Origin of the sequence: Streptomyces sp. V3I7, from assembly GCF_030817495.1 — a bacterium.
In the GTDB taxonomy this organism is placed as follows: domain Bacteria; phylum Actinomycetota; class Actinomycetes; order Streptomycetales; family Streptomycetaceae; genus Streptomyces.
This window is the reverse complement of record NZ_JAUSZK010000001.1, coordinates 3,668,348-3,685,945: the sequence shown is the minus strand read 5'-3', so window position 1 is coordinate 3,685,945 and position 17,598 is coordinate 3,668,348. Positions and strand designations below refer to the sequence as shown.

At 70.9% G+C, this 17,598-nt stretch carries 30 protein-coding genes; all 30 read left to right on the top strand.

Annotated features, from left to right (window positions below; translation table 11 throughout):
- Window positions 1-53 precede the first annotated feature (53 nt).
- The 30 genes from QFZ74_RS17300 (at window position 54) to QFZ74_RS17155 (ending at window position 17,554) form a co-directional block, all read left to right on the top strand.
- The gene (locus tag QFZ74_RS17300; RefSeq protein WP_307621722.1) at window positions 54-368 is read left to right on the top strand and encodes a hypothetical protein; all 315 of its coding nucleotides are present in this window, start codon (window positions 54-56) and stop codon (window positions 366-368) included.
- Window positions 365-685 carry a hypothetical protein gene (locus tag QFZ74_RS17295; RefSeq protein ID WP_307621720.1) on the top strand — a complete coding sequence of 107 codons (321 nt, stop codon included), beginning with the start codon at window positions 365-367 and terminating at the stop codon, window positions 683-685. Before QFZ74_RS17300 ends, QFZ74_RS17295 begins: the two co-directional genes overlap by 4 nt.
- On the top strand, window positions 682-915 hold the full coding sequence (locus tag QFZ74_RS17290; protein ID WP_307621719.1) for a hypothetical protein: 234 nt from the start codon (window positions 682-684) through the stop codon (window positions 913-915). Before QFZ74_RS17295 ends, QFZ74_RS17290 begins: the two co-directional genes overlap by 4 nt.
- Complete coding sequence (locus QFZ74_RS17285) at window positions 912-1,226, top strand: hypothetical protein (protein WP_307621718.1); 315 nt, start codon at window positions 912-914, stop codon at window positions 1,224-1,226. The genes QFZ74_RS17290 and QFZ74_RS17285 overlap by 4 nt, the downstream gene beginning before the upstream one ends.
- Complete coding sequence (locus QFZ74_RS17280; protein WP_307621717.1) at window positions 1,223-1,663, top strand: hypothetical protein; 441 nt, start codon at window positions 1,223-1,225, stop codon at window positions 1,661-1,663. Before QFZ74_RS17285 ends, QFZ74_RS17280 begins: the two co-directional genes overlap by 4 nt.
- 98 nt (window positions 1,664-1,761) lie before the next feature.
- Entirely contained in the window at window positions 1,762-2,070 is a 309-nt protein-coding gene (locus QFZ74_RS17275; RefSeq protein ID WP_307621716.1) for a hypothetical protein, read from the top strand.
- The gene (locus QFZ74_RS17270; RefSeq protein ID WP_307621715.1) at window positions 2,060-4,627 is read left to right on the top strand and encodes a DUF3987 domain-containing protein; all 2,568 of its coding nucleotides are present in this window, start codon (window positions 2,060-2,062) and stop codon (window positions 4,625-4,627) included. Before QFZ74_RS17275 ends, QFZ74_RS17270 begins: the two co-directional genes overlap by 11 nt.
- Window positions 4,628-4,632: 5 nt before the next feature.
- A complete protein-coding gene (locus QFZ74_RS17265; RefSeq protein ID WP_307621714.1) occupies window positions 4,633-5,064 on the top strand; it encodes a hypothetical protein in 432 nt (143 codons plus the stop codon).
- A 63-nt stretch (window positions 5,065-5,127) separates the two neighbouring features.
- Window positions 5,128-5,652, top strand: a complete 525-nt coding sequence (locus QFZ74_RS17260; protein WP_307621713.1) for a single-stranded DNA-binding protein — start codon at window positions 5,128-5,130, stop codon at window positions 5,650-5,652.
- Window positions 5,653-5,665: 13 nt separating this feature from the next.
- Complete coding sequence (locus QFZ74_RS17255; protein WP_307621712.1) at window positions 5,666-5,833, top strand: hypothetical protein; 168 nt, start codon at window positions 5,666-5,668, stop codon at window positions 5,831-5,833.
- Entirely contained in the window at window positions 5,830-6,600 is a 771-nt protein-coding gene (locus QFZ74_RS17250; protein WP_307621711.1) for a hypothetical protein, read from the top strand. The genes QFZ74_RS17255 and QFZ74_RS17250 overlap by 4 nt, the downstream gene beginning before the upstream one ends.
- 32 nt (window positions 6,601-6,632) lie before the next feature.
- Window positions 6,633-6,842 (top strand): hypothetical protein, encoded by a 210-nt coding sequence (locus QFZ74_RS17245; RefSeq protein WP_307621710.1) that lies wholly within the window; start codon window positions 6,633-6,635, stop codon window positions 6,840-6,842.
- Between the two features lie 124 nt (window positions 6,843-6,966).
- Window positions 6,967-7,188: a hypothetical protein gene (locus QFZ74_RS17240; protein ID WP_307621709.1), complete on the top strand. Its 222-nt coding sequence runs from the start codon at window positions 6,967-6,969 to the stop codon at window positions 7,186-7,188.
- The gene (locus QFZ74_RS17235; protein ID WP_307621708.1) at window positions 7,185-7,556 is read left to right on the top strand and encodes a hypothetical protein; all 372 of its coding nucleotides are present in this window, start codon (window positions 7,185-7,187) and stop codon (window positions 7,554-7,556) included. The genes QFZ74_RS17240 and QFZ74_RS17235 overlap by 4 nt, the downstream gene beginning before the upstream one ends.
- Window positions 7,553-8,410, top strand: coding sequence for a helix-turn-helix domain-containing protein (locus QFZ74_RS17230; protein WP_307621707.1), 858 nt, complete (start codon window positions 7,553-7,555; stop codon window positions 8,408-8,410). The genes QFZ74_RS17235 and QFZ74_RS17230 overlap by 4 nt, the downstream gene beginning before the upstream one ends.
- Window positions 8,407-8,580, top strand: a complete 174-nt coding sequence (locus tag QFZ74_RS17225) for a hypothetical protein (protein ID WP_307621706.1) — start codon at window positions 8,407-8,409, stop codon at window positions 8,578-8,580. Before QFZ74_RS17230 ends, QFZ74_RS17225 begins: the two co-directional genes overlap by 4 nt.
- Window positions 8,577-8,897: a hypothetical protein gene (locus QFZ74_RS17220; protein WP_307621705.1), complete on the top strand. Its 321-nt coding sequence runs from the start codon at window positions 8,577-8,579 to the stop codon at window positions 8,895-8,897. The genes QFZ74_RS17225 and QFZ74_RS17220 overlap by 4 nt, the downstream gene beginning before the upstream one ends.
- Before the next feature lie 82 nt (window positions 8,898-8,979).
- Window positions 8,980-9,150, top strand: a complete 171-nt coding sequence (locus QFZ74_RS17215; protein WP_307621704.1) for a hypothetical protein — start codon at window positions 8,980-8,982, stop codon at window positions 9,148-9,150.
- Between the two features lie 86 nt (window positions 9,151-9,236).
- Complete coding sequence (locus QFZ74_RS17210) at window positions 9,237-11,351, top strand: FtsK/SpoIIIE domain-containing protein (protein WP_307621703.1); 2,115 nt, start codon at window positions 9,237-9,239, stop codon at window positions 11,349-11,351.
- Between the two features lie 188 nt (window positions 11,352-11,539).
- Complete coding sequence (locus tag QFZ74_RS17205; protein WP_307621702.1) at window positions 11,540-11,728, top strand: hypothetical protein; 189 nt, start codon at window positions 11,540-11,542, stop codon at window positions 11,726-11,728.
- 15 nt (window positions 11,729-11,743) lie between these two features.
- Entirely contained in the window at window positions 11,744-11,944 is a 201-nt protein-coding gene (locus QFZ74_RS17200; protein ID WP_307621701.1) for a hypothetical protein, read from the top strand.
- Between the two features lie 188 nt (window positions 11,945-12,132).
- Window positions 12,133-12,546: a hypothetical protein gene (locus tag QFZ74_RS17195; RefSeq protein ID WP_307621700.1), complete on the top strand. Its 414-nt coding sequence runs from the start codon at window positions 12,133-12,135 to the stop codon at window positions 12,544-12,546.
- A gap of 71 nt (window positions 12,547-12,617) precedes the next feature.
- Window positions 12,618-12,911: an HNH endonuclease gene (locus tag QFZ74_RS17190; RefSeq protein WP_307621699.1), complete on the top strand. Its 294-nt coding sequence runs from the start codon at window positions 12,618-12,620 to the stop codon at window positions 12,909-12,911.
- 11 nt (window positions 12,912-12,922) lie between these two features.
- A complete protein-coding gene (locus QFZ74_RS17185) occupies window positions 12,923-13,198 on the top strand; it encodes a hypothetical protein (RefSeq protein ID WP_307621698.1) in 276 nt (91 codons plus the stop codon).
- A gap of 50 nt (window positions 13,199-13,248) precedes the next feature.
- Window positions 13,249-13,470, top strand: coding sequence for a hypothetical protein (locus tag QFZ74_RS17180; protein ID WP_307621697.1), 222 nt, complete (start codon window positions 13,249-13,251; stop codon window positions 13,468-13,470).
- Between the two features lie 121 nt (window positions 13,471-13,591).
- Entirely contained in the window at window positions 13,592-13,867 is a 276-nt protein-coding gene (locus QFZ74_RS17175; protein WP_307621696.1) for a hypothetical protein, read from the top strand.
- Window positions 13,830-15,389 carry a terminase large subunit domain-containing protein gene (locus QFZ74_RS17170; RefSeq protein WP_307621695.1) on the top strand — a complete coding sequence of 520 codons (1,560 nt, stop codon included), beginning with the start codon at window positions 13,830-13,832 and terminating at the stop codon, window positions 15,387-15,389. Before QFZ74_RS17175 ends, QFZ74_RS17170 begins: the two co-directional genes overlap by 38 nt.
- A 10-nt stretch (window positions 15,390-15,399) precedes the next feature.
- Entirely contained in the window at window positions 15,400-15,576 is a 177-nt protein-coding gene (locus tag QFZ74_RS17165) for a hypothetical protein (RefSeq protein WP_307621694.1), read from the top strand.
- Window positions 15,573-16,751, top strand: coding sequence for a phage portal protein (locus QFZ74_RS17160; RefSeq protein WP_307621693.1), 1,179 nt, complete (start codon window positions 15,573-15,575; stop codon window positions 16,749-16,751). The genes QFZ74_RS17165 and QFZ74_RS17160 overlap by 4 nt, the downstream gene beginning before the upstream one ends.
- Window positions 16,748-17,554, top strand: coding sequence for an HK97 family phage prohead protease (locus QFZ74_RS17155; RefSeq protein WP_307621692.1), 807 nt, complete (start codon window positions 16,748-16,750; stop codon window positions 17,552-17,554). The genes QFZ74_RS17160 and QFZ74_RS17155 overlap by 4 nt, the downstream gene beginning before the upstream one ends.
- Window positions 17,555-17,598 lie beyond the last annotated feature (44 nt).

Below are 17,598 nucleotides of genomic sequence, written 5' to 3'. Positions count from 1 at the left end.
CCCCTCCTGTCGAGCAAGTCCCCGCACTCACGCAAGAGGATCAAGGACAGCTCATGAGTAACAGCTTCGCACAGGCGGCGGCATCCGCCTGCAAGACCAGCTCGCCCATCACCGGGACGATGGACCGCATCGCCAGCGCCGTCCGCGAGCGAGACGCCCACGAGGAGCTCAGCGCCCTGACGGTCGGCATCCGGGTGGAGGAGTTGGACACCGCCGTTCTCCCCGAGGACCTGCGGGACGGCTTCTTCGGCTACTACCTGGAGCGCAAGGACGGCCACCGCGTCCTCGCCTTCCCCGCCGGCCAGAACCCGGTCGAGCGACTGCACGCTGCCCGCGTCCTGCTCGCGAAGGTGGGGGCGACGGCATGACGAACGAGACCGTCCCGCCCACGGGCGGCTGCCCGACGTGGCCCGGCCTGTGCATCGACACCGAGCCCGGCCACCTCGACCACTACAACAGCGAGCACGAGATCACCGACAAGCGCGGTGAGCGGCTGTTCGACGTCACCTTCACCCAGTTCACCGACGAGCACGGCGCGAGCCCCGCGAAGATCTCCATCGCCGGGATGGGCAGCGAGGACTACGACCCGCACGAGGTTCGGCAGGTAACCGCGAAGATCCGGCAGCTCCTGGACGTGGCCGACGCGATGGCCGACCAGGTCCTCGCCGCCGAGGCCCGCGCATGACCGCCGCAGGGGAGCGGGGGGAACGCATCGGGGAATCCGTGCTGTCCTTGAACTCGGGCGCGGGGGCGTTGATTTCGAAAGGCATCACCATGCCCGATCTGCCTCGCCCGGCGGGCTACTGGGAGCGCGTCGCACGCATCGTCGACACCGCTCCCCCGCTGACCGACGAGCAGCGCTGCGTGATCCGCGCCGCTTTTCACCAGCCCGAGGCCCGGAGGGCAGCAGCATGAGGACCCCGCAGGACACGTTCCTCTCCGACCAGACCCTCGCCGCCGCCCGCGAGGCCGCTATGGACCCGGGCACCCTCCCGATCGCCGTCACCGCGGCCAACGGCGAACAGTGCACCTGGTGCGACTGCCCAGACGGGCCCGACTCCCCGCACAACCAGCGCGACTACCGCTGCGACGGCTGCCCGGAGAAGGCCGAGTCCGTCGTGTCGCTCTTCGCCGGCCCGAACCTGCGGTACGACTACCCGGCCTGCGAAAGGCACCGCCTCGACATCGTCGCCACCGTCGCCCAACTCGCCGGGAGCCAGCGATGACCAAGCAGCAGCCCGGCCAGTGGCCGGCAGGCAGCACCCGCCCTCTCAAGCCGGCACCGGTCAGCGGCGACGGGCATCCGCCGCAGGACCCGCCGCGTGTCGAGGTACCCGTACCGGACGTCCGCCTCGTCGTCACCGTCGACCTCACCGGCCGGTACGACAGCGGCAGCGAGGTCTCCCGAGACCTGTACGAACAGACCCGCTACTCCACCGACTGCCACACCGCGATCGTCCGCCTCGGCGAGGACGCCCTCCGCGTCGCAAGCGGCCTCGGCAGCGCGATCGCCTCCCGGTTCTTCCTCGCCGCACGCGAGGTCGAAATCCACGTCCCGGCAGGAACGCGGTGGGCCTACGTCGCCACCGAGGCGCAGCAGTACATGCGCCACTACGCCGCTGACCACGCCCAGATGCTCAGCAAGACACGAACACCCGGCTGACCGGGGAGCGCAGCGGCCCCCGGGCCATCCCCCAGGCCCGGGGGCCGCACGCGCACTCACGAACCTCACAGGCCCCGCTCGTAGAAGAGAGCACGTTCGTGAACAGCACCACCACCGCCCTCCCGATGTTCGGGGAGGACACGGAGCAGGACGAGGCGCAGATCCAGGCGCCGCCCGTCCGGCTCGGCATGGCCGCCGCCGCGGCCCATCTCGTCCCGTACCGGGACACGCAGCACGAGGACGGCGAGCCGCGCGCGCTGCTCGTCGTCGACTGCCCGTTCTGCGACCACCAGCACATCCACTCCGCCGGCCTCACGACCGCGCCGCCCGTCTGCCCCCGCACGTCGCGCTGCGTTGGACGCCCGACCGGCACGTACTACTTCCCGGCGGTGCAGCGTGACCGATGAGACGGAGCCGACTGCCGACCTGTCCACCCCGGTGGGCGGCGGCGTCTGGCTCGCCGAGCACCGGTTCGCCGCGTTCCCCGTCGACCACCCCGAGCTGATCCAGTGCTCGGGCATCGGCAAGGGACACGACCCGGCGACCTGCGGCCAGCGCGGCAAACACCCATCCGTGCCGTTCACCCGCGAGCACACCACGGACTCGGGGAAGGTCCGCCGTCTCCTCGGCGATCGCCCGCAGAACGTCGGCGTGTACGTCGGCGCCTGCCGCGGCCCGGAGGGCGAGCAGCTGCTCGTCGTGGACAGCGACCGGCCCGGAGCCATCGAGGACGTCGCCAAGTCCCATGGCGAGACCTGGCCCACCACCATGCGCGTCCGTACCGCCAAGGGCTACCACGACTACCTGTGGGCGCCCGCCGAGCTGAAGCTCGGCAACGGGCTCGGCGCGCTGAAGGGCAAGTTCGACGGTGATGTGCGCGCCGGGAACGCCTACGTCATCGGCCCCGGCTCGCTCCACCAGTCCGGCGTCATCTACACGTTGGAGGATCCCGAGCAGCCGCCGGAGCAGGCTCCCGAGTGGCTGCTCGACGCACTCACAACGCGACCGACGGCCCCCGCTGCGCCGGTGGGCAGGATCACCATCCCCGCGGACCGCCTCGACTCGTACACCCGCAAGGTGGTGCAGGACGAGTGCGACGCGATCACTGGCGCGCCGGACGGCGACCAGAACAACACGATCAACACGGCCGCGTTCAACCTCGGCACGCTGGTCGGCTCGGGCGCGCTGAGCGAGGGTGAGGCTCGTGAGCACCTGCTCGCCGCCGCGCGCGCTGGGAACCACCCAGAGGGGCGCGCGCTGCCGACGATCGATTCCGGGCTCCGCGCCGGCATGGCGCAGCCCCGGCACCCATGGCCCCCGGCGGGTCGTGAGGACCGCCCTCGGCTGCTGCCCGGGCAACCCTCAGCCGAGGGTTCTGTCATTTCTGTCAGGCAGTCCGTAGGGGTGGAAGACGACTGGGAAGAGCCGCTCTCGATCGACCGCCCGACCCTCGCGCCGTTCCCCGTCGACCTGCTCGGGCCGAACCTTGCGGCCGTCGTGAACGCGGTCACCGCGCAGGTCCAGGTCGCCCCGGACATCCCCGCGATGATCGCCCTGTCGGCCGTCTCCGTGGCCGTCGGCGGGCGCGCGCAGGTCCGAGTACGGCCCGGCTGGTCCGAGGCGCCCGCCCTGTGGACGGCCACCGTCGCCGGGGCGGGTGAGCGCAAGAGCGCCGCCGAGGCGCCCTTCAGCGACACGCTGCGTGCCATCGAGCGCGAGCTGCAGGCCAAGGCGGTCCCCGAGATCGAGGACGCCGAACAGATGCTGAAGATTGCGCAGGCCCGCCTCGACGACGCCGAGAAGGCCGCAATCAAGGCCAAGCCCGACCTGCGCGCCCTCCGTATGGACGAGGCCAAGCTCGCCAAGCAGGAGCTGCGGGAGATGGGCCCTGTGCCCGCCCTGCCCCGTCTGCTGTTCGGCGACATCACCCCGGCCGCGATGCCCGTGAAGGCGGCGCAGCAGGGCGGGCGGATGGGCGTCATCCACTCCGAGGGCACCCTCATCAAGCAGATGGGCGGGCTGTACAACAGCGGCACCTCGGACACCGGGTTCGCCCTCGACGCCTACGACGGCAAGGCCATGCCCGTCGACCGGATCGGCCGGGACTCCATCGAGATGGAGAGCGCCCACCTGACGATCGGCCTGCTCGTGCAGCCGATCATCCTGGAGCAGCTCGGCCGGAAGAAGGACGACGAGATGCTGCACAACGGGTTCGTGCAGCGCTTCCTGTACGGCTTCCCGGCGTCCCGGCTCGGCTACCAGGACCCGCGCGGCTCCGTGCCCATCCCGGCCGAGCTGATGGATGACCTGCGGTACCGGCTCGGACGGCTTGTCCACGGGCTGTGGAAGAACACCATGGTCCGCGCGGTGACTTTCACCGACGAGGCCAGCGAAGAGATGTACCTCTTTCAGGAGCAGATGCAGGAGCGGCTGCGGCGCGGCGGCGACCTGCACTCCATGGCGTCCTGGGCGAGCAAGCTGCCTGGCAAGCTCGCGCGCATCGCCGCGCTCATCACCCTCTACGAGGACCCGGACGCCACCCAGGTGCAGGCGGCGCAGCTGCGGGAGGCGCTCGCCATGGCCCCGTACTTCGTCACCCACGCCCGACTGTGCCTCGACCTGATGGGCGCCAACCGGGACGCGAAGCTGATGCCGGCCCGGGACGTCCTGGAGTGGCTGCGCCGTCGCAAGGAGGACAAGCGGCGCGAGCCCTTCACCGTGCGGGACGCTCAGCGCGGTGTGGACGGCAACTCGTGGGGGCCGGAGGGCGTGACCTCCGAGACCGTGTACGACGCGATCCACGTGCTGGTCGACAAGGGCTGGGTCGCCCCGCTTCCCGCGCCCGAGCGGCCGGAGGGGCAGCGCGGCCGGGCCCCGAGTCCGCGGTTCGCTCCCCATCCCCTCGTCTGGGATTCCTCCTGGAAGAAGAAAGAAGTATCAGAAACACGCCTTAGGAGTGCCTGACAGAAATGACAGAAACCCACGATCACGAACCGGGCTCCTGCTTCTGCGGAACCTGCCGAACCCGCGCCCGTCTGGCCGCGCCAACGATCTACGGCTTCATCGGCAGAGAGCCAGGCGGCATCAACTTCACCCAGGTCCTTGCCTGGTGCCCCTGGTGCGCCAACTGGCATCGCCATGGCGACGAGACCAGCCGACCGGGGGATGTCCTGCACCGTTACGCGCACTGTGCATCCGACCGAAGCCCTTACGCGGAAACCGGCTACCTCGTCGCCGTAACGAACATCCCGCTTGCCGAGGCGTATGGGCGGATGCGGCGAGCTTCGGCGGCGCAGGCCCATGCCATCCGAGAAGGCCGGGTATCGCCGGCCATAGAGCAGCTGCGAGCGCAGATCCCGCCCGTCTTGCGTCCTGACCACCACGGCGGCCGGACCATCTGACCGGCCGGGCCTGTCCCTATCAGGCCCGGCCTCCCGCCCAGCACACCACAGAAGGAGTTCGCCATGGCAGGCGAGACCGTGATCACCGTCGTTGGCAACCTGGTCGACGACCCCGAGCTCCGCTTCACCCCGGCCGGCGCCGCCGTGGCCAAGTTCCGCGTCGCCTCCACGCCGCGCGTGTACGACAAGCAGGCCAACGAGTGGAAGGACGGCGAGAGCCTGTTCCTCACGTGCTCGGTCTGGCGTCAGGCCGCCGAGAACGTCGCCGAGTCCCTCGCCAAGGGCATGCGCGTCATCGTGCAGGGCCGACTGAAGCAGCGGTCCTACGAGGACCGCGAGGGCGTGAAGCGCACGGTCTACGAGTTGGACGTCGACGAGGTGGGCGTCAGCCTCGCCCGCGCTACCGCCAAGGTCACGAAGAACCCGGCGGGTAGCGGCTCGCGCGCCGCGGCCGCGCCTGCCGATGACCCGTGGGCCGGGGCCAAGCCCGCCAATGGCCAGCAGCAGGGCGGCGGCTGGGGCAACCCGCCCGCTCAGCAGCAGCCCGCGGTGCAGGGCGCGGGCTACTCCGACGAGCCCCCTTTCTGATCAAGGAGTCGACGTGACTGACCACGAGATCCAACTGATCGTCCTCGGTGTCGCCGCGGGCATGAACCTGATGCTGCTCCTGCAGATCGTCTTCGAGATCCTCGACGACCGCCGCGCCCGCACCATCCGCCGCACGCACGAGGCCATGCTCGCGGCCGCGCGAGAGAAGGCCAGGGCATGACCGCCGACGACGAGAAGGGAGTGGAGCTAGTCCCAACCCCAGGCGGCCACCAGCAGCGCGGCGTCCTCACCGATTGCGGGCTGTGTGAACGCCCGATCGAGCGCGGCTACCTGTGCCCCGGGGACACGCTCGCCCTCGCCGAGCGCCTCGACCGCATGCCGAAGCTGTACGCCGGGCTGGCCGCCTTTCTGCAGCCCGGCGGCCGCCGCCCCGAGTACGGCCGCACACGGCCCGCTGAGGCGCCCCTGCCCGTCTCCGAGCACGTGTTCAACCTCCGCGGGCCCGGCGGCCTCGTGAGCGTCCTGGAAGACTGGCGTAGCGCCATGCAGGCGGACCGCGGCTGGGGTCAGCCCGTCATCGAGGGCAGCACCGAGCGGCGCATCGTCGTCGCCGCGCGCGCCCTGTCCCTCAACTTGGAGTGGATCGCGTCCAGCTGGCCGATGGCGGGTGCGTTCGCCGAGGAGATCCGCGACCTCGAAGGCGCCGTCGCGTCGATCGTGAACCCGCGCGACCCGGCCGAGCGTCCCAAGCGTCTCGGCCTGTGCCCGACCGTCGTCGACGACGAGGACGGTAAGGACGTCCGTTGCGGTGCCGTCCTGCTCCTGCGTCCTAGGCACACGGCCGTGTCCTGCTCTTGGTGCGGGGCAAGTTGGGAGCCGTCTCGCTGGCTGGACTTGGCCCGCGCGCAGAAAGAAGTGGAGGACGCCGCCAACGCGCCCGAGGGCGCACACGAGTTGAGGGAGCTTCAGCCGAGTGAGGGAGCGTGACTATAACGCCCCCCCGTGATAGCGTCACATATGTGACCGAAGACCCCTGGCGGGCCCGGTTCAGACGTGAGGACGAGTTGGTGGAACAGCTCCAATCACAACTGGCCGAAGCCCTCAAGCGGCGGGGACAGGCACTCGCCGACGGAAAGGCTGAACTCGGCAGTTCCTACGCAGTCGCCAAAGACCTCGGCCGCAGCTACACCGTCATCAACGACGCGATCAAGAAGTACTCAACCGAATAGAAGCGGGGCCGGACAGCAGCTCCCGGGTGGTGGAACACCCGAGGCGCGCGCGCCGCCCGACCCCTACCGCACCGGCGCGCAGCAACGCGTCGGCACTTGCCCACGAGAGAGACGGAACCTCCTCATGGACCACAAGAACCCTAGCGCGCCCGCAAGCGCGCTGATCACTACGCCCGAGCCCGGCGATCTCGACGTCGCCGTCAGCGTCGCCCAGCAGATGCTCACCGCCTACGAGGGCGTCGACTACAGCGACATCGGCATGCTGGCGCAGGCACACGGCGCGCTCCGCGAGTCCCTCCGCATCCTGCTCCGCGCCCTCGACGCGCAGACGGCAGGTGCCCAGTGAGCACTGAGCCCCGCAGCGCCACCGTCCACCTCCTCGTCACCAAGTCCCTGGAGATCGACGAGCCGGACTGGTGCGTCGGACACCACGACGACCTCGCCCAGTTCAAGCCCGACATCACCCACTACGGGCCCGAGCACACGATCACCGGCCCCGACGGCGTCGTCCTGTTCCGGGCCATGCTCGGCCAGTCACCGTTCGCCGAGATCGCCAGCCGGGACACCGACCTGTACGTGGAGGCGGGCGACTTCACCGGCTCGTACACCCCCGCCGAGGTCGACCAGCTCGCCGACGCCCTCACCGAATCCGCCGTCCGGCTTCGCGCCCTCGGCCGCCACCTCGCCCGGATCCTCGACGGAGGTGGCCAGTGAACCGCCTGTACGCCACCCTCGCCCGCTGGTTCCGCCGCCCCACCCCGGTGCCCGGCCGCCGTCCGGCCGCCCCGCTGTGGGTCCGCGGCCTCACCGCCGGTGGCCGGCCCGTCGTCCTCGGCGTCGCCCTCCTCATGTGCGCGCCCGGCGAGTACCACCTCGCCCGCAACGCCGGATGGCGCGACCCGTTCACCTACGGCATGCCGGTCGTCCTGTCCGCCTACGCGGGCATCGCGGCCGCCGTTGCATCCACCCGCCGTACCGGCGACCGAGGCCGCTGGTCCGCGATCATCGGCGCGTGCCTCGCTCTCGGACTCGCGATGGCCGCGCAGGTCGTCTCCCACTTGATCGACACCGGGCACCTCGTCGCCGACCAGCCGTCCTTGATCGCGGTCACCTCCCTCGTGCCGCCCGCCGTCGTCGGACACCTCCTGCACCTCGCAGCCAGCCCGCCGGACGCACACCAGGACGCGCAGGACGTCACCGCGTCCTCGCCCGTCCCCAGCGTCCGGGCCGTGCCGGACGTCGTCCCCGCCGGAGTCCGGCTGCTGCCAGTCATCGGCCGCCCGGCGCCCACTTTGACCCTGGAGCGGGACGACCAGCCGGACGCGGGCAGGACGCCCGAGCTCCCGCCCGGGACGGGTGAGGACGACGAGGACGACCAGGACGCGCCCCCGCCCGAGCCGCCCCTGATGACGTCCAACGACGTCGCCCGGCACTACGGCATCAGCCCGTCCACCGTCCGCAACTGGGTCGCCGACGGACGCCTCACCCCGTTCAAGCAGGACGTCCGCGGACGCCACCTGTTCCACCCCGAGCAGCTGACCGAGCCCTGGCAGGGGGTGCCGGCATGAAGGCGTTGCTGTTCGGCGCCCTGCTGGGCGTTCTCCTGCTGTGGCCGCCCGCGCTGCCGCTCACCGCCACCCTGGTCACGGCCGTCGCCAAACCCGCGGTCCTCGGCTTCGGCGCCGGCGCCCTCGCGCGCCCGGTCCTCGCCCGCACCTTCCGGAGGTGGGCCCGGTGACCGAGCCAACTCCGCTCGCCAAGGCCGAGGCTGCCGTGAGCGAGGCGGCGACGAACACCGACGTCGTCCAGCTGGCGCTCGCCGCCGTCGAACTGGCCAAGCAGGCGCAGCAGCCCGCAGCCCAGCAGCCGGCATGCGGCCACCAGCACCGAACCGGCCGCAGCACCAGCGAGTGGATGGCCATCGGCTGCGCCGTCTGCATCGGCTCGATCGGCCTCGCGTTCGCCTCCATCGCGATCGCCATCGGCGCGATCTCCACCGCGATCCTCGCGCTCGTGCTCCGGACCATCTGGCGCGACATCACCAGGGGCCGCTGAACCTGCCCTTCCGTCCCCCACGGCCCCGCGCGGTGGGGGAGCGGTGGGGCCGGACCACCCGGCCCACGACCTGGAGGCACCCATGGCCAAGCCCGAGCCCAAGCTGACCATCGCCGACAAGCTCGCCATCGTCCGCCTGGAGGCCCGCGGCATCCGCCGCGCGGCCGCCGGCATCCAGCACCAGCCCGACATCGACCGCGGCATCGAGCGCATCAAGGACCGCGCCCGCAACCGGGCCGCGAAGCGCAAGTAGCACTGCCCCGGGGACGGCCATCCGCTGCCCGGCATCGAGCCGTCCCCGGGCCCCAAGCCCCAGCAAGGAGCGAGGAAGCCACCAGCATGACCGAGACCACCGTCGAGCTCCACAAGGACGCCCCCGAGGACACCTCGGACGCCGAGGACGCGACCCGCGTCCTGACCGAGACCATCATCGACGTCATCCAGGACGCCGAGCCCCGGCCCGTTGACCCGCCCGCCGCCAGCCCCGAGCCCGGCACGTGGATTGCCGAGGCGCAGGCCTACCTCGCGGACGCCCCGCCCGTCGTGCCGCCTGCCTTCCGCCGCTGGGACGCCTTCGCGGACGCCGCCCGCTGGACCGTGTCCTACTACGCCCACGTCGCGTCCTTCCACGCCCTGCGATCGCCCGTCTACCTCGCCCGGCTGTTGCTGCGCGCCCCGCGCGGCGCTGGCCGACTGGTCGTCCGCTGGGGGCGCTGGGTTGCCGACACCGAGGCCCGCCCGGTCGAGGCCAAGGCCGCCGCGGGCGCGGACATTGAGGCCTGGCTCGCCCTCTCGCGCGAGCACTCCCGCCGCGTCCGCCCGCGCCGCATCGCCTCCCTCGCCGTCGCCACCACAACCGGCATCACCAGCCTGGTCAGCGGCTTCCTGGTGCCCGGCTGGACGCTCGGAGCCGCGGTCACCGCCGCCGCCCTGGTCGGGCTCGCCGGGAAGAAGGCCGGCAGGCCGCTCATCACCCGCTACGTCGCCACCAACGTCCTGCGCCGCCTCGACTCCACCGAGGTGTTCGACGCACTCGCCGCCATCGGCATCGAGGGCAAGAAGGGCCGCAAGGGAGTCGAGTTCGCCTCCGAGGTCATGCGCGACGGGCCCGGCTGGCGCGCCGAGGTCGACCTGCCCCCGGGCATCGAGGCCACCGCCGTCCTGGAGAAGCGCGCCGCGCTCGCCGCCGCCATGCGACGCCCCATCAGCACCGTCTGGCCCGAGGCCGACCGCACCGCCCACCCCGGCCGCCTCGTGCTGTGGGTCGCGCAGCGTGACCCGGCCAAGGCCGGCCGCAAGCTCTGGCCGCTCATGCGCGAGGGCCAGGCCGACGTCTACGAGCCGTTGCCCTTCGGGTTCGACCCGCGCGGCACCCTGGTCGAGATCACCCTCATGTACTCGAACCTGCTGGTCGGCGGCATCCCGGGCAGCGGCAAGACGTCCTGCGCGCTCGCCATCGTTCTCGGCGTCGCGCTCGATCCGTCCGCCGAGCTGTGGATCTACGAGTTGAAGGGGTCTGGCGACCTCGACTCGGTCAAGCCGGTCTGCCACCGCTACGTGTCGGGCGACGAGGACGAGGACCTGGAGGCCGCTCTGGCGGGCATGCGCTCGGGGATCGCCGAGTACCAGCGCCGCGCCGCCTTCATCCGCGGCCTGCCCGCCTCTGAGGTCCCCGAGGGCCGCAAGGTCACCCGTGCGCTCGCCGAGAAGTACCCCGACCAGGACCTGGGACCGCGCGTCATCGTCATCGACGAGGTGCAGGAGCTGTTCACCCACCCCGAGTACAAGGAAGAAGCCGCCGCGCTGGCCACCCGCCTGATCAAGAAGGCGCGCGCCTACGGCATCATCCTCATCCTGCTCACCCAGAACCCCGACGCCCCGAGCCTCCCCACCTCGGTGTCCAGCAGCGTCGGCACCCGGCTGTGCCTGGCCGTCATGGACTGGCGGGCCAACAACAACGTCCTCGGCACCGGCGCCTACGACCGCGGCCTGCGCGCCACCGACATCAGCATCGACGAGCAGGGCACCGGCATCCTCGCCCGCGGCCGCGAAGGCACCACCGTCCGCGCCGCGTTCATCAAGCAGACCGAAGCCGAGGACATCGCGGCGCGCGCCCTCGCCCTGCGCACCGCCGCCGGCACCCTCTCCGGGCAGTCCGTCGGCGCCGCTGTCGAGGAGCTGGACGTCGAAACGATCGTGGACCACGTCACCGCGATCTGGCCCGACGGCATCGACTCGGTGCACTCCCACCGCCTGGTCGACGCCCTCGCCCGGTACCGGCCCGACCTGTATGGCCCGTGGCTAGAGATGGACGCGGCCGCCGCGTCCACGGCGCTGTCCGCCGCGCTGAAGCCCTTCAAGATCGCCACCCGTCAGCTCACGATCCGCGAGTGCTGCGGCGGCGCCAAGGGCCTCCGGTACATCGATCTCCCGGCCGCCGAGGACGGCGAGTAGCCCCCCGCGAACCGGTTTCGGATCAAGGCTGTGGTTTCACCTCGGTCCGAAACCGGTTTCGCCCCCGATATCGGACCCCACCTGCAAAGTTTCGAGTTTCGGCGGTACCCACGATCAGGCGGAATCACCCCCGAACTGGATCGGCTAAGAGGCCGTGCCGCCGACACCACATGCGAGAGGATGACCCCATGATTCGACGCGAGCAGTTCTGTGACGGCCGCCTCGTCAAGGAGATCGACCAGATCGACGTGAGCAGGGATCCGGGGCGTCCCGAATCCATCGACGGCCGCCACGTCTGGCTCCTCGACGACGAAGAGGTCACGCCCGCTGAGGCCGAGGCCTTCCGTGCCGTCTGGGAAGAGGAGCGGCGGCCGTAGCCGCATCATGGGGCCATGGAGTCGCAGATCATCCGGCCCGGCCACCTCACCGCCCACCAGACCGCCCGCGTCCTCGGTATCAGCCTGGACGGCGTCCGGCAGCTCGTGAGGCGTGATCAGCTCACCCGCTCCGGCGGCAGCCCGAGGCAGCCCTGGTACGCCGCTGCCGACGTCGCCGCCCTCGCTGCCAAACGCCGCACCCGGGTCGCCGCTTGACCGCAGGTCAGCGCCGTGTCACGATCGCCGTGCACCACTGTGCCCACACGAGGCACCACAGACGCACGGCGAAGCCCCGGCTCGGATCCCCCCGGTCGGGGCTTCGTCGTGTCACAGCACCGTCACCACGACCTCACACCGTCCTCGCATGTCGCATGATGGCTCTCACTGACACCTCAGGGGGGATCATGCAGACCCGTACCGTCATCGCGGCCGCCACCGCCGCGCTCGCCGTAGCGCTCGCCGGATGCAGTGGCACCGACACCGACAACGCCAGGCCCAAGGCCAAGACCACCAAGAGCAGCAAGGCCAGCCCGGACTGGAAGGCAGCCGAGAAGGCCGCCGACATCCCGCCCGAGCCCACCGGCGCCAAGCGCGCCGAGCTCCTTCGCGCCCTCGCCGCCGCCAACCCGAGTACCGTGCGGTACGAGGACAAGGCCATCGATGCGGCGCGCAACCAGTGCAGCGCCATCAACAACGGCGGCCAGCGCATTGACTACCTCGCCTCGCAGCGCTTCACGTACAAGGACGTCACCACCACCGAGACGCAGGGCAAGCAGATCAACAAGGCCCTGAAGGACTCTGGCTTCTGCAAGGCCTGACCCGGCATCACACATCCGCTGGCCCGGCCGCACCCACGTGCGGCCGGGCCTCGCCGTGCCAGGGGGTGAGCGTGGCCACCGACCGCAGCGAACTCACCAGCTACGAGTTCCGGCAGATGCGCGCCCGCGTCCTCGCCGAGTCCGACGTGTGCATCGTCTGCGGCCACGGCCTGGCCGACGCCGTCGACCACATCCACCCCGTCAGCAAGGGCGGCGCCAAGCTCGACCCCGAGAACCTTGCGCCCATCCACGGGGTCAACGGCTGCGCCATCTGCCTCCGCAAGTGCAACTCGGAGAAGGGCGATCGTCCGCTCGCCGACGTCGTCCAGCTGGTGACTAGCGTCGACTGGTTCGCCGGACCGTAGAAGGGAGCGCCATGTTCAAGCGACTGTGGCTCAACCGCCGTATGCCGTCGGCTCACGCTGACACGGACGCATGGGTGCGCGGACACCGGCTCTACGTCCACCAACAGACCGAGGCGCGAGCAGGGCGACACGACGTCACGGGCGCCCGATGGCAGGAGACCCGCGGCACCGGACAGCTCAACCTGGTGTGTAACTGCGGCTACAGCTCAGGATGGATCGCCCGCGAGGACATGCCCAGCCTCGACCAGCTGCGGGCCGAGCACGGCCAGCCCTACGCGACGATATGAGGGACGCCGTGCCTGTACCCATCGAGACCCCGTACGGACCGAGGGAGGCCGTGGCCGACTGGCTGCGCGCCAACGGCATCGATCCGCGTGACGTACCGATCGAGGGACCAATCGCCATTGAGCACGGGCGCATCCGCTACGCAGCCCTGCTGCACGATGAGGCCGGCCGCCGCTACCAGGACCCGAGCACTGGCCATGCGGCACGCGAGGTGCGGTCCGCGCCGCTCGTAGTCGAGCCGCCCGCAAGCGTGCAGGTCAGAGGCTCGAAGTGATCTGATCGATCCGAGCGGCTCCGAGATTTTTAGAAATCGGACATTTCTCAACCCCGCGCCCAGCTTTTATTTTTCTCCCCCCGGGCCAGTGACCCCGGATGATCATGGAAGGGTGGTCGGCATGGGGGCCGTCGAGGAAGCCGTGCGCAGCGACGTCGAGCAGCTCGGGGACCTGGTCGGCGTCGAGCCGTCGTTGACCGAGCTGGCCTACGCTCTGGCCGGCCGCATCGATGCCGCGCGGACCGCCGAGTGCGAGACGTGCGGCGAGCCCGTCGCCCAGGACGACCGGCTGTTGCCCCAGTTGGCTCGCGAGCTCCGGCAGACGCTCGCCCAGATCCTGGAGGGACGGGCGCCGGACGATGACGACGACCTCGGAGACCTGGGCACCCCCGAGTGAGTTCGCCGAGGACCTGTACGAGCGGTACGGCCTGACCTGCCCGCCGCGCTGGGGAACCCCGCGGCACCCGGACCGGCCCTCGCTCGGGCCGAAGCTGTGGAAGGTCATGACCAAGCTCGGCGCCCCGCCGATGCCCTGGCAGAAGTACGTCAGCGACGTCGCCCTGGAGATCGACCCCGGCACCGGCCTGTTCGCGCACCGCGAGGTGGGCCTGTCCGTCTCCCGGCAGCAGGGCAAGACCGAGCTGACCCTGGGCGCCCAGGTCCACCGTGCGATGGCGTGGCCGCGGCAGAACATCGTCTACGCAGCGCAGACCCGCGGCATGGCGCGGCAGCGCTGGGAAGACGAGTTCTGGGAGAAGATCTCCAGCTCGGACCTCGCCAAGTACGCCCGTATCCGGAAGAGCAACGGCAACGAGGCGATCCTCTTCCCGGGCAAGCGCTCGCGCATGGGCATCACCGCGAACACGGAGAAGGCCGGTCACGGACCGCCGCTCGACCTCGGGTTCATCGACGAGGCGTTCGCGCACGAGGACGACCGCCTGGAGCAGGCATTCAGCCCGGCGATGCTGACCCGGGCCATGGCGCAACTGTGGTGGGCGTCGGCCGGTGGAACCACGAAGTCGGTGTGGCTGAACAAGAAGCGGGAGAAGGGCAGGGAGTTGATCGAGGCCCTGTTCGCCGCGCTCGCCGAGGACGCCGCCGCGGTCCGTCCCCGGGCCGCCTACTTCGAGTGGTTCGCTCCGGAGGACATGGACCGGGCGGATCCGGCGACGTGGCGGGCGACGCTGCCCGCGCTCGGCTACACGGTGACCGAGGAGGTCATCGCTGCCGAGCTGGAGAAGATGGATCCGGCCGAGTTCGACCGGGCCTACCTGAACCGCACGAGGAAGCCGACCCCGCCGTCCGACCCGAACGTGCCGAAGGCCGCGTGGCCCGGTCTGGCGGACACCACGAGTCGGCCGGACGCCGCGAGCGTCGCCCTGGCGCTCGACGTGTCACAGGACCGGAAGCGGTCGGCGATCGCCGCGGCGTCGCTGCGGCCGGACGGCACGGTGCACGTCGAGGTCGTGGCGTACCGGCCCGGCACGGACTGGGTGGTGCCCACTGTCGAGCGTCTGCATCAGCTGTGGTCGCCGGTGGCCGTGGCGGTGGCCGCCGGGTCTCCGGCCGCGTCGCTCATCGACGACCTGGTGGCCGCCGGTATCGACGTGCCGAAGGACAAGGACAACCCGGAGCGCGGCGACCTGGCCGTGATGCGGTCGGGCGACGTCACCGAGGCGTGCGGGCAGTTGGCGGACGCCATGAATCAGGGCACCGTCCGGCACCTGGACCAGGTGCCACTCACCGCCGCGGTGAACGGAGCGCGCACGCGCCGTCAGGGCGACGCCTGGACGCTGGACCGGACGAACAGTCTGGTCGACATCAGCCCGCTGTGCGCGGCGACGTTCGCACGGTGGGCGCTGGTCATCCGGGGGCCGCACGTGCTCGAGGACTACGACCCGCTCGATTCGATCTACTGAAGGAGGGGCCGTGCGCGAGCATGTGACGACCGCCCTGGACGCCGGGGGTCTGCTGCTCATCGCGGCCGGCGCGGGCGCGGGGGCGTACCAGCTCATCGGCTGGGCGGCGCTCGCCGTCAGCGGGGCCGTGGTCCTCTCCGGGTCCTGGCTGGCCGCAGCCGGCGGTCGGAAGGGCGGTAGGACGTGAGCCTGTTCCGGCGACGTGAGATCTCCGGGCCGCCGGCCGACAGCGCCATCCCGGCGCGGCCGGGGGCCGGTGGCGGGGCGGCAACGGTCACCAACGAGACGGCGCTGAGGCACAGCGCGGTGTGGGCCTGCCTGCGGCTGCGCGCGAACCTGATCAGCACCATGCCGGTGGACCTGTACCGCAAGGTGGGCGGCATCCAGGTCGAGTTGCCGAAGCCTGCCGTCCTCGTCACTCCGGGCGGGGATGAGGTCGAGATGCCGGAGTGGCTGTACTCCAGCCAGTTCGACCTCGACCGGGCGGGCAACACGATCGGTCTGATCACCGCGAAGGACGGGCTCGGTTTCCCGGCCCGGATCGAGCTGGCGCCGATCGGCGACTGCACGGTGCAGGTCCGTAAGGGCAAGAAGAAGTACCGGATCGCCGGCACCACATACGAGCCGAGCGAGGTCTGGCACGAGAAGCAGTACACCGTCGCCGGCCTTCCGGTCGGCCTGTCGCCCGTGGCCTATGCCGCCTGGTCCATCAGCGAGTACTTGTCCATCCAGCAGTTCGCGATGGACTGGTTCCGCAACGGGGCCATCCCCTCGGCGCATCTGAAGAACACGTCCAAGACGCTGACGCCCGAGCAGGCCGACGGGGCCAAGCAGCGGTTCAAGGCCGCGGTCATGAACCGGGATCTGTTCGTCACCGGCAACGACTGGGACTACGACATGATCCAGGCCGAGCAGGCGGGCGCCGACTGGATCGCCGCCAAGCAGTTCGGGATCGGCGACATCGCCCGGTTCTTCGACTGCCCCTCCGACCTCATCGACGCGTCGGTGTCGGGCAGCTCGGTGACCTACGCCAACATGACCCAGCGCAACTTGCAGTTCCTGGTCATGTCGCTGGGGCCGGCAGTGTCCCGGCGCGAGCAGGCGCTGAGCCGCCTGTCGTCCCGGCCGCGGTTCGTGAAGCTCAACCGCAACGCGCTGCTGGCGATGGACCCCCAGACGCAGGCCAGCGTCCTCAAGACGCGCATCGACTCCCGGACGCTGACGCCGTCCGAGGCCCGCGCCTTCTACGACCAGCCCCCGCTGACCGAGGACCAGAAGGCCGAGTTCGACCGGCTCTTCGGCAAGGGCACGCAGCCCACGCCCACCACAGCGACCCCGCAACCTGGAGGGACCCCTTCATGACCGACATGGCGACCCTGCGGCAGCAGGCTGCCCAGGCCCGCGCCGGCGCGGCGGGCTCGACTGCGATGGCCGTACCACGCGACCGCCCCGAGACCCCCGAGATCCGTTTCAGCTCCCAGCTGCGCGCGAAGAAGGTGACCCGCGACGACGGCATGGACTGGTACCAGGTCGAGGGCTACGCCTCGGCGTTCGAGCAGGGCTACGAGATGTGGGACATGTTCGGCCCGTACACCGAGATCGTGTCCAAGGGCGCCGCCGACAAGACCCTGGCCGCCGACCCCGAGGTGGTGTTCCGGTTCAACCACGCCGGCACCCCGATGGCGAGCACCAGGAACGCCCGGCTGGAACTGTGGGCCGACGACCAAGGGCTCGGACAGCGCGCGTGGCTGAACCCCAAGCGGTCGGACGTGCAGCTGCTCGTCCAGGCCATCGAGGACCAGGACGTCCGGGAGCAGTCGTTCATGTTCCGGATCACGTCCGGCCAGTGGTCCCCGGACTACACCGAGTACCGCATCCAGGAGTTCGACCTGGAACGCGGCGACGTTGGCCCGGTCACCTACGGCGCCAACCCGCACACCTCCGTGGCCGCCCGGTCCGGGGAGTTCCTGGACTTGATCCCCAACCTGCCAGTGCTCGCCGCGCGCGAGGCGCTCACCCGCCTCTCCCAGCGCGCCGACCTCAACCCCGTCCCCGAGCGGGCGCCGCAGACGCCGGCGCACGCCCGGACGGCACCGGCGGCCCCTACCGGCCGCTCGATCTCCATGCTCCGCACTCAGCTCCTCGTCGACCGCGACGAGGACTGAGCGACCCAGACACAGCGCGCTCGCCGGGCAGACGCCCCGGCAGC

What these genes read in the sequence shown, in the direction of transcription:
- QFZ74_RS17280 (WP_307621717.1), top strand. Translation starts at nt 1,223, where the DNA reads ATGACCAAGCAGCAGCCCGGCCAGTGGCCGGCAGGCAGCACCCGCCCT.
- QFZ74_RS17285 (WP_307621718.1), top strand. Translation starts at nt 912, where the DNA reads ATGAGGACCCCGCAGGACACGTTCCTCTCCGACCAGACCCTCGCCGCC.
- QFZ74_RS17210 (WP_307621703.1), top strand. Translation starts at nt 9,237, where the DNA reads ATGACCGAGACCACCGTCGAGCTCCACAAGGACGCCCCCGAGGACACC.
- QFZ74_RS17175 (WP_307621696.1), top strand. Translation starts at nt 13,592, where the DNA reads ATGGGGGCCGTCGAGGAAGCCGTGCGCAGCGACGTCGAGCAGCTCGGG.
- QFZ74_RS17195 (WP_307621700.1), top strand. Translation starts at nt 12,133, where the DNA reads ATGCAGACCCGTACCGTCATCGCGGCCGCCACCGCCGCGCTCGCCGTA.
- QFZ74_RS17265 (WP_307621714.1), top strand. Translation starts at nt 4,633, where the DNA reads ATGACAGAAACCCACGATCACGAACCGGGCTCCTGCTTCTGCGGAACC.
- QFZ74_RS17185 (WP_307621698.1), top strand. Translation starts at nt 12,923, where the DNA reads ATGTTCAAGCGACTGTGGCTCAACCGCCGTATGCCGTCGGCTCACGCT.
- QFZ74_RS17290 (WP_307621719.1), top strand. Translation starts at nt 682, where the DNA reads ATGACCGCCGCAGGGGAGCGGGGGGAACGCATCGGGGAATCCGTGCTG.
- QFZ74_RS17155 (WP_307621692.1), top strand. Translation starts at nt 16,748, where the DNA reads ATGACCGACATGGCGACCCTGCGGCAGCAGGCTGCCCAGGCCCGCGCC.
- QFZ74_RS17300 (WP_307621722.1), top strand. Translation starts at nt 54, where the DNA reads ATGAGTAACAGCTTCGCACAGGCGGCGGCATCCGCCTGCAAGACCAGC.
- QFZ74_RS17215 (WP_307621704.1), top strand. Translation starts at nt 8,980, where the DNA reads ATGGCCAAGCCCGAGCCCAAGCTGACCATCGCCGACAAGCTCGCCATC.
- QFZ74_RS17260 (WP_307621713.1), top strand. Translation starts at nt 5,128, where the DNA reads ATGGCAGGCGAGACCGTGATCACCGTCGTTGGCAACCTGGTCGACGAC.
- QFZ74_RS17225 (WP_307621706.1), top strand. Translation starts at nt 8,407, where the DNA reads ATGAAGGCGTTGCTGTTCGGCGCCCTGCTGGGCGTTCTCCTGCTGTGG.
- QFZ74_RS17170 (WP_307621695.1), top strand. Translation starts at nt 13,830, where the DNA reads ATGACGACGACCTCGGAGACCTGGGCACCCCCGAGTGAGTTCGCCGAG.
- QFZ74_RS17205 (WP_307621702.1), top strand. Translation starts at nt 11,540, where the DNA reads ATGATTCGACGCGAGCAGTTCTGTGACGGCCGCCTCGTCAAGGAGATC.
- QFZ74_RS17295 (WP_307621720.1), top strand. Translation starts at nt 365, where the DNA reads ATGACGAACGAGACCGTCCCGCCCACGGGCGGCTGCCCGACGTGGCCC.
- QFZ74_RS17200 (WP_307621701.1), top strand. Translation starts at nt 11,744, where the DNA reads ATGGAGTCGCAGATCATCCGGCCCGGCCACCTCACCGCCCACCAGACC.
- QFZ74_RS17250 (WP_307621711.1), top strand. Translation starts at nt 5,830, where the DNA reads ATGACCGCCGACGACGAGAAGGGAGTGGAGCTAGTCCCAACCCCAGGC.
- QFZ74_RS17240 (WP_307621709.1), top strand. Translation starts at nt 6,967, where the DNA reads ATGGACCACAAGAACCCTAGCGCGCCCGCAAGCGCGCTGATCACTACG.